The sequence below is a fragment of the Cryobacterium sp. CAN_C2 genome, assembly GCF_015751745.1.
In the GTDB taxonomy this organism is placed as follows: Bacteria; Actinomycetota; Actinomycetes; order Actinomycetales; family Microbacteriaceae; genus Cryobacterium.
The window spans coordinates 26814-41639 of record NZ_JADOUX010000012.1; the positions used below are offsets into that span (position 1 = coordinate 26814).

Consider the following 14826-nt stretch of genomic DNA (forward strand, 5'->3'; position numbering starts at 1 on the left):
TAGAAAATATGGATACGACCTCCCTTCTGGACCCAAGCCTCTACTCGGTCGCTCTCGCGCTTGTCGAGATCGTTGCGCGCGGCCTCGGTCAGATCTGGCTCGCACTTGAGAGCATCGCGGCCGACCCAGCCACACAGGTGCTCGGGCGGTTGGGTGCTCTGCTCTGGCGGCTCGGGCTGCGCCTTGGCAAACGGGGCGGCCGCAAACGGAAGGTGTGGGTCGCTGCTGGCTTCGAGTGCACCGGCCCCGGGCTGCCGGTGTAGCCTGCGGGGCATGGATCATGCCGAGGACAGCAAACTGCGTAACCTACCAGTGGCAGATGACGCGTGGGGCGAAGCTGTGGAGCTCGAGGGTACAGAAGACTGGCTGACGACAGAGCCGGAGCTGTACCTGGACGGTGATCCGGGAGCCAAGTCATAACCCCGGTGCTGTGGACTATCTCTTGGGACCGCCGCGGCTGCGCGTGACCACGACGGCCTGAACACGTCGGGCCTGAACCGGCGTCCAGTAGGGGCTGCGCGGTCCTACCGCTCGACGACTGGGCGACGTTACACGATCTGCCTGAGCCCGCAGGGCCTAGACGAGCGTGGTGATCCGGAGGCCGCTGGTATTGACAACGTACTCATGTTCGCTGATCCCGAGGCGCAAGTCCTCGATCCTCGCAAGCACCCGACCGGCTTCGACAGTCGCCGTGTACACGTGAGCCTCACGGCCTTCGTCCTCAGCCCATGACGCGAACCGGAGTGCGACGTCGACGTCGGCCGTCCAGCTCATCCTACGTTTGCGATCCGTGGAAGCGCCGCGGTACAAGGTCCGTGCCCGGTCGCCGCTATCACCCGGCACACCGTCAAGCGTGAACCCGGCCTGGCTGAACATATACTGCCACTCGCCGGCAGGCAGCGCACCTTCCGGCTCGTCCTGGTCGACCCAGGCTCCGACGACGGCAGCCGGAAGTTCAGCACGGTCAAGCGTGCGGCCGAGGTACGCGTCCACCAGGATGCCAGCGCGGGTGTTGCGGTTGGTGTCCCAGATGAGCTCAGCCCAGGTCTGCGTTGTAGTGGTCATTGTCAGTCTCCCCATTGGTCCCGACGCCTACGCTGCGGTCATCGTGTAGTGAACCTGGCCGAGCTCGTCGACGGGCCGCGCTCGTGTGCTACTGGGCGGTGCTTTGCAAATACCATGCGGGATAGCACCGACGGCTCCGACGGGCGACCCGACGAATTTCGTTGTCCGAATCGTCGAGAAGCGCCGTGATCTCGTCTGCGGTGGGCCAGGACTGCAGGACTCGAAGGCGGAGTGCACGCTCGGTCGAGTAGGTCTCGATTCGAACATGCCCGTGGGCCGCCCGTATTTGGGCTGCATCGGCGAGCAGCCGTTGCACGCGGAGTCGCGCTTCCCGCGTTTCGGGGACGGGCGGGTACCCGTGCAGTGGTGTGCCAGGGATAGCCCAGGCGCAGGCTTCTTTCGCGAAAGCGATGGCCAGATCGGGCGCGGCCGCGAAGTGCTGCCCGGGTGACGTCACTGTGTGTCCTCACTGGCCTGACGAGCCCGCAGGGACCCGAGGCCGAAAATTGTAGGTGCCACGACCGTGAAGAGGGCCATGCGGAGTTCGGCGGAGATCTGGGTTGCTTCCTCGTCGTCCCAACCTCGTTTGCGCAGGCTGCGCTCACTCTCGAACGCTAGGTCGACGCAGAGATCTATCAGCGCTGTGGCATCGCCAGCCCACTGCCCGGCCGGCGCGTAGTTCTCATGCACCGGACTATCCTCACGGCCGCAGGAACAATCGCAGCCCGTCACGATAGTAGATACAGGGTTGATATTGACGCTTGTCACCATGATTCCGGCCCTTCTGTGATGTCTCGGGAGACGGCGAGATCGCTCACCAGTTCGCCGTCAATGGTCACGTGACTGAGACCACCCAGTACGGTCGATGTGTAATTCCGGGGTTTGAAGGCCCCAGGGATTTCCTGTGCGCACTCGAACCCATGTTGGAGGATCGTGGCAATGCGCTGCACAATCACGACTCGGTTTTGCACTACCCAGTCCACGATGTTCGGGTGCCGGAAGGCTCGTACGGGTCGTCGCGGCTGCAGCGAAGGGGTGGCGAAGTGGACGACAAGGCTGTGGCGTGCGAGATTAGCCGAAGGCTCACCGCCAACGCTCTCACCGGTCAAGGTGAGGCCGGCGATCGGCACGAGGCCGTCCGATCCGGACACGCGAACAAGACGGTCGCCGTCCTGCGCATCCACGGCGTCCTCCACGACCGGTGAATCGAAGTGGGCCGGAACGTCCTCGCAGTGTACGAAGCGGAGGCCGCGCGTTGAGGCGGCCGCCAGAATGAGGGAATCGGTGCGCTCGTCAGGGCCGCGGCCGCTGATCCGTGCGTATCGGGCGGGGTCGCCTGCGATCGCGCGACCAATCGCCGCCGCGGTTGATTTGCCCGTGCTTCGATCACCGGTGAAGAGGATGAACGGGCTCGAGTCGACAAGCGCCCGAGCCGACGCGGTCACAAAGTAGGTCAGAAGCCGGGCTTCGTCTTCGTCGCTGGCGAGGGGGAAGTCTGCCGTGAGTTCAGTTCGCAGCCAGTCGAGAGCTGCCTGGGCTTGTGTCCTAGAGGTTTCCATGGGCGTGACCCTTTCAGTAGTGTTTCGGAATTTGAGGGAGGCAGTCCTCCTTCTCTTACAGGAGCGGGGTCGAAATCCTCGCGAATCTTGGCTACAGGGTGCCGGGCGGGGCGAGAGGGTCGAGACCCACTGTCATGCCCTGACAAGAACGACGTGCAGTTATCCGGCGACCAACGCCTTGAGGCGGTTGACGGTGTTCACGATGTGCGGCTGCTTCCACGGGTCCATGCCATCAGCGATCAATTGGGGCACACCGCGCAGGACGACCGGTTCCTTCCTCACCGGCACGCCCCCGTTGATTTCGGCTGCCCTCTTCGACGTCAAAGGCCGAGCGGGAGTCTTCGAGCCGAGGAGGAGTCGAACCGTCAAACGCACAACTTCCGGGCTCACGTTCGCCAGACCTGCCAGGGTGTCATGCGGTCCACCCTTCAGCGGTCGGTCTTTCACCAGGGTCTCCGCCGCTGATCCAACGGCCGACCGGCGGACATCATCGACATCCGTTCCCATGTCGACTACGGCCACTGACTTTGCGACGTTGGTGTCCCCGCCGTGCCCGGAAACCGAGACCCGGGTTGCAATCCCATCGAGGAGAATGTCGATGCTTCCGTCGTCGATGATGCCCCTCAGAATCTCCCGGCAGGCGTCGAGGCCCGCAGTGAGGGCGTCCGACCGCCTGTCGTCGAGAGACTCGTCATCAAGGAATTCACCGTCCATGGGAGGCCACTGTGCGTCCAAAAGTTCAGCGTGCCGGTCGTCACCGGGGACCATCATGTCGGTCGACTGCTGGGCAAAGAAATCGTCATGGTCGCTGTAGGCGGTCACGTTCACGGTCGGGCAGGTGGGGTCCCCGCGCCTTTCCGCTCGCCCCCTGGCGGCGGTGGTGAGCTGTTTCTGGAAGTTGAGGAGCTCGTGGTACGGGGAGTCGGCGGAGGACGTCAGTGCGCGGGCGGCTTTCAGCTCGCGTCCGAATTCCGCGGAAACATGAGTGATGGTTCTAGCCGCAAGGTCATCGCTGGTCGTCGTCGTTTTCCGCCAGAGCATCCACGTTTCCGAGAGAGCGTCGGCCGGTTCGATGCCCAGCTTGCGGGCAAGCCCTGTCAGGTCCGTCTCGGCTGTTGCCAGGAAAATCCCGGCGGGGCGAGTCCCCCATAAGCCGGGGTCGCTCCGGACCGCGTCGATGCCTGTCTTGATGAACTGGTGAGTGAGCGTCTTGGCCACGTCAGCCTCCTGGTTAGGGAGCGGAAGTCGTGTGCCTCCGCTGCTGACTGGAAGACATGCGGCGAAATCAGAGGTGGCCGAGAAGGTTGTTCAGGTTTTTTTGAATTCCTGATTGCAGGACGCTCGTGGGCGCCTTGAACCGAGGTCCCTGTGCTTTGCGAAGTGGTCACGTTCTGAGACATGCGGCAACTCTCACGTGACGGCGGAGAGGCCGCCTTCAGGAGGGATCGAAACCCTGCGGTGTTTGTGGGGCAAGTCCGACAATTTCCGACCGGGGACCCGAAGCGGTCGATTGGCGGCAGTGGGGACGATGGTGGTGATGGGGACGTTTTTCGGGTATCGGCTGCGCCAGAATGTGTGTGACACACAACGCAGATTTCGTCAGTGCACTGTTTTCATTTTTCAGTTCATCAGAGTAAGAAATCACCCCCATCACCCCTAGATCACCTGTTCTGCCCCGGAATTACGCGGTAAAACGGGTGGGGACGATTTATGAATCGTCCCCACGGGTGGGGACGATGTCCCCACTTCTCCCCGTTCCGCGAACCAAAAATGAGCCGGCCCAGTTATGTCAACGTTCGGGGCACGCATACCGGCGGTCGAGACCGAGCCCGGCACAGATCGTCCCCATCGCCCCCACTCCGGTGGGCACTTGTCCCCGGTGGAACTTTCCTTTGGAGCCGTGATGCATCCGAGGGTTCCAGGGGCGGGGGCCTATTTGCCCCAACGGCCGCCGAGAACCTTGGCGGTCCCGCCCACGCGGACGCCGTTGATGGTGGTCGTCATGCCGCGCTCGAGGGCTTCGAGGGCGAAGGGGATGTCCCGGTCGGGCACCTCGACCACCAGCTCGTCGTGGATCCCCAGGAACAGGGATGAGGCCCCGAGTTCGGCGGCGACCCGGGCGACGGCGTCGCAGAAAAGATCGCTGGCGGAGCCTTGAAGGACCCAGTTCACGGCCTTAAACTCGTCGCCGCGCTCCGGGATGGGCAGGAACCGACCCGAGATCGTGGTCAGCCGTTCCTGGCGTCGGGCGGCCTTCAGGACACCGTCGATCCACGCGAACAAGGTCGGCCATGCCCGCCGGAGTTCCTGCTGGATGGTCTTCGCCTCCTCAACGGAGATGCTCAGGTCCGCGGCAAGGCTGGAGGGCCCTTGTTGGTAGAAGGCCGCGAGCAGGCATTTTTTGAACCGGTCTCGGAGGTCCCCGTTGCCTCGAGCCGCCTCCCCATAGTGTGCGACAGCCCTTTCTTCGTACGGGTCGCTCACCAGGAGCGCAGCTGCCAGCACCCGGTCGCCTGACAAGGCGGCTGCGACGGAGGGTTCCGCGCGGTCAATGTCCAGCGAGACCAGCGTGTAGCCGGGCCGGGCGATGATCAGGCCACGGAGGGACCGGTTCAAGTTGTGGTAGCCGGGACGCAAGGTCTTCGCCCTGCCCGTCTTCGTTCCTGAACGAGCAACGACGGTCGGGTAGACGCGACCGTCAACCTCGTAACGGGTGAATTCCACCAGCTTGCCGAGAGTGGATTTCAGCGACCGCGCGCCCCGGAAGATCTTCCACGCGTCGAGGGCGTCCTCGGGAATGAGGGCTCGGCCGAAATCATCTCGCGACAATGACGGGGCGCCCTCCTTGTCCAGGATTTGCATGCCGCGACGGGCGAGCCACCCGTAGACAGCATCAGAGTCTTCGGTGAGGTCGATGCCGTAAGCGCTTTTCCGTGCGGCACGCTCGTCGAGGGCGGCGTCGGTCTTCGTGGCCAACATCACCGTGTCCAGGAGCAGCCCGCGCTGCTGGATCGGACGCCAAAGCGCATCCTGCAGAACCGCGGAGAGGGCGACTTTTCGTAGCGGCCGATCGAATTCTGCTGCGATGTGCTGCGCATCACGTACTGTGGATGCGGCCCGCAGAACAAGGGCGGACGGACGCCCTGGTTGTTCGATCCCTGGTTCGAGGATGGCGAGGGCAGTCGTCATGCACGACACCCAGTTCAACGCCTCGATGTCCAGGCCGAGCCGGTCAGCGAGAACGCAGGCGAGGTCCGTCGCCTCGTCACACCACACCCGCTTACTCGTTCCCTCGATAGCGGCCACGACGGCACGGAGCACGTCGAGGTTGTCCAGGTGCAGGGTGTACCCGTCAGCGCTGGTGTCGTCGCCGAACCCGATCACCGTCCCGGCCATGTTCAGGCTGACGCCGAGGCGCCCAGCCGTGCGAAGCCAGTCCCGGAAGCCGCAAACATCGGCCAGTTCCGTCAATTTGAGGGTCGCCATCAGGCGTCGTCGCCGGCGGCCCGTGAACCGGCGTCCGCGGGGGTGGTGCTCCCGGAGGGCTTCGGTAGGCCGCTGAGGTATTCCCAGGCCGGCTTCTGAGCGGCCGGCCGGGTGGCTCCGGTGAGCTGGCCGGCGCGGTCGTAGCGAACCAGCGAGAATGTCATCGTCCGACTTTTCGAGGTCGGCACGTTGACACTGAGCTGATAATCGAAGTCCCCACAGCCGAATCGCTGATTCCCACGAGCTTTGAACGCCCGGGTCCAGGCACTGTTATGGGAGGTCACGTCGCTGCCTTTGATGATTCCGCGCCGGAGGACGAAGGGGACGTCGACGCCCTGGAGCGCAGCCCAGTTGCGCGCGTCACTGCTTTCGAAGCGGGCTCCGGCAGAAAGTTCGAACAGTGTTTCCATGAGCGGTCCCCATTCTTCGGAGGCGCCATCGCCGGCAATCTGGCTCGAGAAGAGATCCACGGCAAGCTTGTTCACCCGGCGCCCGTCCAAAGTCAGGTGCGACATGGCGCCAAGGACCACGGCCGGCCAGTTCCCGGTGAACCCGTACGTCGGGATCTCTTCCGCCGGTTCATGCTGCAATCCGTAAGTGAGGACGGTGTGCAGGTGGGCGAGGAGCTCGGGGCGGTTCTGCAGAATGTAACCGTAGAGGTCCTTGTGGCGAAACCCTGTGCGTTCGGCGGCGCGGATTCCACCGTCGACCTTAATCCGGATGTGCATGGTGCGACGTGGAAGGTCCCCTCCGGGGGCGAGGTTGTTGCCTGTGCCACTGATCACCAGACCCGCGATCGCGGTGGTCTTGTTGCCGCCCAGGACGCGAGGCGAGCTAGACCCATCCAAAGTGGTGACAGCGGCGGTGACGACGCTGGACATGAAGCGCCCGCCAACCGCGTAGGCGCCTGCTTCGTCCGAGTGCACGAAGCGTTTCCCGTCCAGGGCCGCAGACGTGATCGCCTGCTTGTCCTCGATTTCGTTTGATTTGCCCCCCAGCAGGGGAACGAAGTCACCGGTCCCTGTCGAGATGAGTCGGCCGGTCTCCGTGATCACACCTTTCCCGGAGCCTTGCTCGTAGGCCGTCACCAGCCAGAACGGTGACTGGGACAGGTACGGACGGGCCACACACGTCAGGAGGTAGGCGTAGTGGCGTGCCCTGTCGCCAACCGTCTCGTAGGGAAAGTCGTGCATGACTTCGGTATTAATCAGCTCCCAAGAAGCTTGAGCCTGTTCGCGGGTTGGTGTCGCGGGTACCTTAAACCGGGTCTGCCACATTCGGCGCTCCCGCTCGGGCAGGGCGACGAGTGCCTTTTCGCGGGGATGAAATCCGTGAGCACTGATGACTCCAGCATCCGTGAGAACGGGCTCCGTGCCTACGAACTGGACTTCCGGGAGCGCACCGGCTTCGTTGAGGCCGCGCCAGACCTGCTGCTTGATCAATTTCGGGATCTCGTGGCGGACAGCGCGCTTGGGCCCCAACTTCGATTCCGTCATCGCGATGAGCTGGACAGTGGTGGAAATCAGGAGGTCGACGGTCTCCTCGTTCCAGGTCAGGATGCTGCCAGAGGGGCTGACGGAGATGATGCCGAGGACTTTCCCACGAATCACTCGTTGCATGGCCATAGGAATGTTGGGATGGGAAGCGTTCGTCGCATCGGCGATCGCGTGCACGATAGTGCGGGACAGCGCGACCGTGTTTTCGCTGACCAAGAGTTCGGGGATGCTGTTAGCGGCGAAGGTCTCCCTACGCACGCGTGCTTCGCCAGTCGCGATCAACGCCTCAGCTGCTCGCTCCGCGTCTCCCGAATGCTCCAAGGCCGCGATGATGTCAAACGCCCGGTACACCTTGCCCGCGTCGAACCCTGCCGCTACTGCTCCAGGAACAACGCGGAGCATGTCGGCGGGCAGGCACGGGCCTCCGAGGATTGCCGCAGCGTCCCCATCGGAGTTCAGCAGTCGACGCTCGCCGGTCGGAGCAGCTTCAGCGAGCTCGAAGCCAGCCGCCCGGATCGCCTGCACAACCCGTGCACCGCCGATCCGCCGGTTGACGTAATCGCGTGCGGCCGCCGTCGTTGAGTCCTGGTCCTGCAGGTTGAACGCGCTCACGCTGGACGGGTCGCGCCGGACGGACGCTTCGTCGAGAAGGACACCGAGGCCGGCGAGTTCCGAAGCCGTAATCCGGGTTGGCTGCCCAGAACGTCCAGCGATCACGGCCCAGTCCTCCCCCTGGAAGCGGGAGGGCGCGATGTCCACACCCCGGGTGATGATGCTCGCGATCAGAGAATCATCGGCAAGCCACGCGCCACGGGCAGCGAGAGCGCCAACAGCAACCTTCGCGTCCGCCCGATCGTTCACGGTCCCGGCACCCGATTCGCAATCGATAGCCACGAAGTGCTGACGGCGCCCATCCGTGCACACCTCGCTCCAACCGGCACTGATCCGCCCAAGGAGCGCGGTGAGGTGAGATCGCTTCGCCGCAGCGTTGAAGACGCTTCGGGTCTGCTCCCCGGCTTCGACACGCAGGACGAGCACGAAGCAACTCTGCGCGGTGCCCGGATCGATCCACGTGCTGTGATCCCCCAAAGCGAGTCGGAGCACCAACCCGTCATCGGAGACTTTGGTTCTGAAGCCAGCGGATTTCAGCGCCCCCGTCAGAACGGTGACGTCGTCTGCTACCTCTTCGACGGTCGGCGGGGCAGTGATTGTTGCAGCAGCACTGGCTGCGGTCGTGCGCGGCGCGCGGGTCCTCATTTGGTATTCCTTCTCGTTCGAATGGTCCGGGCGCTCACATCTCGCCCCTCACGAACCGAAGAGGACCGTTAATCCTCGCGACCCCCACGAACAGGGGTTGCGAGGATTTCCAGTCCTCCCCCACAGATGAAGAGACCACCGTGGTCATCGGACAGGAACTAGGCATGACCAGCGCCACCACAAACAGTCCCAACGGGCGTCCCCACGTCGCCCCCACCGAACTGGCCGGGCACCGCGCGATCGCGAACGCGATCCGAGCCGACCACCTTGCTGCCGTCGCCGTCGGCGCGCTCGATCTGAACGACGTCCTCGACGCCGCAATGCACGATGAGCCCGCTCTACGCCGGATCCATCTCGCACAGCTCCTAGCCGGCCAACAGAAAGTGGGCCCCACCGCCGCCCAACGAATACTCACCCGGATGCTTGACACGCTCGGCACGCCCCAAGGATCGCGCCAAGACTGGAGGACCCTGACCGTGAGTTGGCTCTGCGACCAACGCGCTGGAGGCCGCCGCTACCTGGCGTTCAAAGACGCCATCTCCCGGGAGAGTTCGCGCACAGCACTCCTCCCCCGCGGATTCCCGTACACATCGCTATTGCCGCGGCCCGGCGCTTCGCCAACGGATGCCACCGTCAACGCCACCCAGGTCAGACCGGCCGACGTTCAGCCCCGCACCACGGTCACCCCTGTCCCCAGTCATCGATGAAGGAATCATCGAGAATAGTTCTCTCAGTCGGCGACGAGCGATTCGGCATCTGGGCCGATGACGTGCCGATCGGCACTGACATAGAGGGTAATGGAGGCCGAACTCGGCGCGAGGACCAAGGGCGTAGGGACACTCTCGGCCTGCGTGTGGCGCCGGTTTTCCCGTCTCCAATTCGAGCCGGAACTTTCCGGCGAGCGGGCGATAGCCCTGCTGGTCGAAGAACTGAACCTGGGTGGGCTCTTTTTGGGAGTTGTCGAACGGATGCTGAACAGGGTCAATATGACTTGGTCGCGAATCAAATCGATGAAGACGGCCATTTGGGATTGGAAACGAGTCGGGAGGGGACTTCCTCTCCGACCCGACATGTAGTTCCAGGCCTCGTCTTGAAACGGCGAGCAAGCCGCCCTAAATCCGGCATCCAGCCGCCAACCGCAAACCGCAAACCGCCCGCCGCCGCGATCCAATCGCCACACGAGGAGCGCGTGGGCTGCCATCGATAAGCCACTGCCGCTCGACGCGCCTGCCCGAGCCAGAATTCGTGGGGCACGAGGTTAACCGCCGGGCGCCGGAAGGGACACCGGCGAACCCCGGACGGATCGAGCTCGGCCTCCCAAACCGCGGAACCCGCAATCGTGACCGAGCCCCCGGCACGTTCTTCGACAACGGAGTGCCGGCCCAATCCTTCGAGGCCGACCAGCGCAAGAGGAGGGAAGGCGTAGGTGACGCCCCACACTGGCCGTGTTGGGTATTCATGGACCGCCAACCCAGCACAGATCCCCCGATGTCCCCCATATTTTTTCCACCGCCGCACACGCAATTCTTCGACGTCTTACCACCGCCCAAACATAAGGAGCAATCATGATGCGGCCCGCCCCGATCCCCATGAAGGACCTCGACTCTGCCTGCCCGGTCCCCGAGCTCCGCGCATCAGAACGACGCGACCCGTATTACTCGGCGCAGTTCTCGACGACCGCGCACGCCATCTGGCTGGAAAGCGAAATCGCGAGGCTCCAGGCGACGGCGGGCGCGACGCCGGTCCCGAGTTGGCTCCGCAGCACCCATCTTCGGGACGACTTCACGTGGACTGGGCAGCGCGAGATGCGCCGCCAGATGCTGCCGCCGCTGGGCGCCATCCACTCGTGGCGAACTCTGTCCTGCGACCAAGTGGCGTCCTTCACCGGACAGGCGAAGCTCCGTAGCGGCCGGTCTCCGCGCATGTCGCAACTCTGGGCCCACGGGCTAATCGATGTGGGAGCCACGCCTACTGGTACCGGTATCGCCCTCGGAGAGCCGCACGGCATGCTCTACCGTCCAGCCGCCCGGCAAGGCCCTGACCGGTTCGCCCGCCTCGACGGATCACTCTCCGTCCCCGAATCGATCGCGATCACCGGCGGTACTGAGTTCAACGGCGCCCACTCCGCCGACCGGCACGCCGTATTGTGCGCAGAAGCCAGCCTGAGAGTCGCCGAATTCCTTCCCGTCCAAGCGATCCTCGGCGACGCGCTGAACTCGATCGACAACCTCACAAACGGCGGGCATGGATCGGCAAGAACCGACTCCCAGCTCTGTCCGGATGCAGTTTGGGTTCTCAACGGCCTACGGATCTGCGTCGAATTCACCGCCACCGCGTCGCAGTCGCTTTCAAAGAAGGCGGACCTCTGGGCGCAGCTTCTCGAAGACCACACCCTCAACGACACTGGCATCGTCGTCCTGTTCCTGGCCGTCGACCGTCAAGACCTCGATGGACGACCAGGCCACTCCAACGTCACGTTGCAGACGAAGAAGGCCGTGGCGAAAGCGATTAGGAAACATCCCGGCGGGCTTCGAAATTGGACGGGTTCTCGGTTCTTGGTCGCCGACTACCGCGATTACTTTCCCGCGGCCAATACGGTCACCTCTGATTTCCTTGACCTCATGGTCGATGCGTTCACGGGAGACCCGGTGTCCCCTTGGCGGTCGGTCAGCCTCCTCGACTCGGACACCGTGCCGTTCACACCAACCCACGGATGGGATCCGATGCCTGTCGTCCGGAACGCTGGCGCCCTGTTCCAGTCACCGTTTTGGCTACGGGATGTTGCAGAGCCACCGGCGCTCTGGCAGCTGGCCGTCGGTGCCAATCCGCCTGTCCGGATCGACGAACTCAGCGGGAAACCCAACGCACGGCCAGTCCCCGCTGCCTCGATTCCGGATCGACTGCGGGTCTTGGGAGGGCTCGGGTAGGCGCGCACTTGCTCGACTGCGCGCAGCGCGTCGGCGAACGGGCCGTGAAGAGGAGGCGCCGCCCAGTCCAGCTTACGAATCTCATGAAAGACCGCATATAGGGACACCCCCGCGTATGCGGGGAACAATGCAGGGCGGCGCCAAATCACAGGATAGCGGCTGCCGAGAACCAGGATGAGCCAGTCCGACGGGCAAGACACAGCCAGCCGCGGCCATTCACCTCGACGCGGGACACACGTCGGACGTCTTCGGCCGGCCTGGCGGGACTGCCCCGGCTCTCCGCGAGCCGGTGCATTCCACGGGGCGACCGGTCAGCTACACGAGCCGGGCGCCCGCGTGCCGGTGCTCGACAGCCGCCACCCAGAAATCGGTCATCGTCGGCTTGAAGACGCCATCACCGTCATATCCCGCGGCCAGCGCAACTGCATGGTCCACGCCGCGGACCAGGAGCACGGCGTTGTTCCTGCCGATTGTCGGGCAGTGCCCGGGACCCGAGGTTGCCCGGAAAACACCTTTGACCAAGGAGACGCCATGGCCGAGGGTCGGCTCGTGACCGCGCCGCAGCTGCTCGATGATGACCCGGTCAGCGATGGTGACGATGCAGGCGTCGGCCCGGTCAGAGACGTCGATGAGGATATCGACAAGCTGGGCGGTTGCATCGGACGTGATGAGGGCCGACGCCGTGGGCTCCGTGGTGGCTTCTGCAATAGCGACAGGCTCAGTGTGAAGGGTGGGATTGAACATTGTGGTTCCTTTGATAGGGGGATGTAGGGCTAGTCGCCTTACTCTCTCTATGCGCGGCACCGAAAATCGGCTGGAACCTGGTCATCGCGACCTGCATGTCGCGTGACAGTCCAGTTTGGACTTTTGCCACCCACCTCGGGGCCTCGGCTGCGGAAGATTTGGTCGGATCTGCATCGTTTCACTACACGAGAAGCGGCAGGAAATCAGAGACGGTTCAATGTGATTTTCTGCGCTATCGGGTGATCAGCCATCCGTCCAGCAACTCCCGCGCCTCGTTCGGCGTGAACCGGTGCCCGTCCCTGAGGTTCGCGAACGGTCGGTCACCCCATCGCTCGATGTATATCGCGAGCAGGGCGTCCTCGACGTCGTGCGCGTCGAGGTTCCCTGTCGCCCTCCACGCCACGGTGAGCTGCTCGCTTTTCGGCAGCTGCCAGACGTAGCGCCCTCCGCGGTGACCCGCCCTGAACCCACGCCCTTGTTGTGAGTAGGCCCATAGCCGGTCATGGAATCCTTTCTCCGAACCCGCCATGCCAATGTAAAGAACTTCAGCGGCGTGCTGCCAATTTGCGGCAACTTTCGCGGGGTCATCGGTGAGCGGTTTGTGCTTGTGAAACCCGCCGACGGATTCACTCAGAACCTCCGGAGCTGCGTTGGTCAGCTCCGTCAATACGACGTACACGCCGCAGGTCTTGGGCAGGTCGTCGCGGGTCAGCTCGCCGAACGTCTTCCAGCCATCGAACCGCTGGCGCTCGAACCATTCGCGTGTCCAGTCCATGGCGCTCAGCGTAGCGGGACGCGTCCCGCTCAAAGGGGAATCAGGGCGCGACTATCCAGCATCGTTCAGGCATTTCGCTGCTGAATGAGGTGGAGGGTAGGCCCGGTAACCACCCTCCGCTGCCGTTGGCGCGGTCAGTTTTCGTGACTATTCGCGGTCAAGCACGTTGCTAACGTAGGTCTCCACGTCGAGGCCCATCGACTGAGCGCGCTCACGGTCGCGCCAGTTCAGTTCACTGTGGTCTCCGTACCACTGGTGCTGACTCCCACGGATGGTCGTCCATTCTTCGCGGTCGCCGGTCAAGGCTTGTCGACCGTGCTCATTCGCCACGGTGAGCGCGTCCGCATCTAGCTTGTCGCGGCGAATCTCTTTCCTGCGATGTTCAGCATTCCCCGGGAACACGAAGAATAGGTTGCCGAAGAGATATGCGAAAAGGATGGCGTTCAGCGCGACCATCCAGGCGGCTGCCTCTGGACCAGTTGCACTTCCTGCGGCGATGAGATTGATGGCAACCGCCAGCGTGACGACGAACGCCATGCCACACACAACAGCCCACCACCTCAGCTTCCGGTTCCGTTTCTTGGTGAACGCGGCGCTGTCCTTCCCGAGGCGGTCGAACTCAGCTACGTAGGCCGGCGGCAGCTTCGCGCGCAATTGTTCGTCCACGTTTCCTCCTGGTGCAGTCCTCTGCCGAGCCTAGTGAACGGCGGACGCGGCGCATCGGGACTTGAACTCTGACTTGATCCCCGATTTCGGTGCAAGCTTTGGCTACATTGGCCCGAATGATTTGGCGAGTTGTGGGCCCCTATGGTGGCGTGGAGCGACGACACCGCGGGCGCGCTCCGTCTACTGGTCGATCATCAAAGGCTATCTGGTCACAAAAGACGTTGCTATTAGGCGAGCGAACTGATGACTACGCGCGACAATACGATCGGCGACTCGGTAGCGATGCAAAGCTGAAAGCCCTCGGCTACCTCCTCGGTCCACCTTCCCGTTAGCGCGTTCACATTTCTCATCCCCGCAATACCGGCTTCGGATGCTTTCGCCGCAGCCTCCTTGCGGCACCAGATTCGGATCGCATCGGCAGGATTGATCCGCAACCAAGCTACTTCCGCCGCCGACAGTACCGGCGAGAGGTCAGCGAGCTGCACCGCACGGATCGGCTCGATATCGACGCCGATCGCGGACAATGACACGGCCGCGATGACCGCGCCACGGGTGTGCGCGATGCTCACGCGAACGTTCGGCGCGGCATGGAACCTCGGCACCCCGTGACCTTGGCCGCACCTCGGGCACAGCTGGATTAGGTCGAGCGCATGGGGGCTCATCCCAATCCGGACTCCGCAGGCACGCGCGAGAAGGTGTGCTGCCCGAAAAGCTTCACGATCTCGAGCGATCGAGAGGTGCTCGGCACGTCGCTCCTCAGCCCGAGTCAATCGATGCACGGACACGTCCGGATCGGCCAGGACTTCGGCCGTTGTTCCCCATATGGCAACGGCGTTTGCGAGATTACTCAT

At 63.7% G+C, this 14826-nt stretch carries 14 protein-coding genes; 3 read left to right on the plus strand and 11 right to left on the minus strand.

Annotated features, from left to right (window positions below):
• Positions 1-8 precede the first annotated feature (8 nt).
• Entirely contained in the window at positions 9-263 is a 255-nt protein-coding gene (locus IWX77_RS10755; protein WP_196844510.1) for a hypothetical protein, read from the plus strand.
• A gap of 313 nt (positions 264-576) precedes the next feature.
• Here IWX77_RS10755 and IWX77_RS10760 read toward each other — a convergent pair whose 3' ends face one another.
• From IWX77_RS10760 to IWX77_RS10785, 6 genes are all read right to left on the minus strand, one after another.
• On the minus strand, positions 577-1065 hold the full coding sequence (locus tag IWX77_RS10760) for a hypothetical protein (RefSeq protein ID WP_196844511.1): 489 nt from the start codon (positions 1063-1065) through the stop codon (positions 577-579).
• A 453-nt stretch (positions 1066-1518) separates the two neighbouring features.
• Complete coding sequence (locus IWX77_RS10765; RefSeq protein ID WP_196844512.1) at positions 1519-1755, minus strand: hypothetical protein; 237 nt, start codon at positions 1753-1755, stop codon at positions 1519-1521.
• A gap of 74 nt (positions 1756-1829) precedes the next feature.
• A complete protein-coding gene (locus IWX77_RS10770) occupies positions 1830-2624 on the minus strand; it encodes a hypothetical protein (RefSeq protein ID WP_196844513.1) in 795 nt (264 codons plus the stop codon).
• A gap of 159 nt (positions 2625-2783) precedes the next feature.
• On the minus strand, positions 2784-3842 hold the full coding sequence (locus IWX77_RS10775; protein ID WP_196844514.1) for a hypothetical protein: 1059 nt from the start codon (positions 3840-3842) through the stop codon (positions 2784-2786).
• A gap of 714 nt (positions 3843-4556) precedes the next feature.
• Positions 4557-6110, minus strand: coding sequence for a DNA polymerase (locus tag IWX77_RS10780; RefSeq protein ID WP_196844515.1), 1554 nt, complete (start codon positions 6108-6110; stop codon positions 4557-4559).
• Positions 6110-8863 (minus strand): hypothetical protein, encoded by a 2754-nt coding sequence (locus IWX77_RS10785; protein ID WP_196844516.1) that lies wholly within the window; start codon positions 8861-8863, stop codon positions 6110-6112. Before IWX77_RS10785 ends, IWX77_RS10780 begins: the two co-directional genes overlap by 1 nt.
• Before the next feature lie 164 nt (positions 8864-9027).
• Here IWX77_RS10785 and IWX77_RS10790 point away from each other — a divergent pair, with 164 nt between their 5' ends.
• A complete protein-coding gene (locus IWX77_RS10790) occupies positions 9028-9570 on the plus strand; it encodes a hypothetical protein (RefSeq protein ID WP_196844517.1) in 543 nt (180 codons plus the stop codon).
• A 23-nt stretch (positions 9571-9593) separates the two neighbouring features.
• Here IWX77_RS10790 and IWX77_RS17165 read toward each other — a convergent pair whose 3' ends face one another.
• Positions 9594-9887: a hypothetical protein gene (locus tag IWX77_RS17165; RefSeq protein ID WP_334353666.1), complete on the minus strand. Its 294-nt coding sequence runs from the start codon at positions 9885-9887 to the stop codon at positions 9594-9596.
• A 541-nt stretch (positions 9888-10428) separates the two neighbouring features.
• On the opposite strand from IWX77_RS17165, the gene IWX77_RS10795 reads away from it, so the two are divergent.
• Positions 10429-11790 carry a hypothetical protein gene (locus tag IWX77_RS10795; protein WP_196844518.1) on the plus strand — a complete coding sequence of 454 codons (1362 nt, stop codon included), beginning with the start codon at positions 10429-10431 and terminating at the stop codon, positions 11788-11790.
• A 315-nt stretch (positions 11791-12105) separates the two neighbouring features.
• On the opposite strand, the gene IWX77_RS10800 is transcribed toward IWX77_RS10795, so the two are convergent.
• The 4 genes from IWX77_RS10800 to IWX77_RS10815 all read right to left on the minus strand — a co-directional run bounded on the left by IWX77_RS10800 (position 12106) and on the right by IWX77_RS10815 (position 14544).
• Positions 12106-12534, minus strand: coding sequence for a hypothetical protein (locus IWX77_RS10800; RefSeq protein ID WP_196844519.1), 429 nt, complete (start codon positions 12532-12534; stop codon positions 12106-12108).
• A 232-nt stretch (positions 12535-12766) separates the two neighbouring features.
• A complete protein-coding gene (locus tag IWX77_RS10805) occupies positions 12767-13309 on the minus strand; it encodes a hypothetical protein (protein ID WP_196844520.1) in 543 nt (180 codons plus the stop codon).
• A gap of 147 nt (positions 13310-13456) precedes the next feature.
• Entirely contained in the window at positions 13457-13975 is a 519-nt protein-coding gene (locus IWX77_RS10810; protein ID WP_196844521.1) for a hypothetical protein, read from the minus strand.
• 227 nt (positions 13976-14202) lie between these two features.
• A complete protein-coding gene (locus IWX77_RS10815; RefSeq protein WP_196844522.1) occupies positions 14203-14544 on the minus strand; it encodes a 4'-phosphopantetheinyl transferase superfamily protein in 342 nt (113 codons plus the stop codon).
• Positions 14545-14826: the final 282 nt, after the last annotated feature.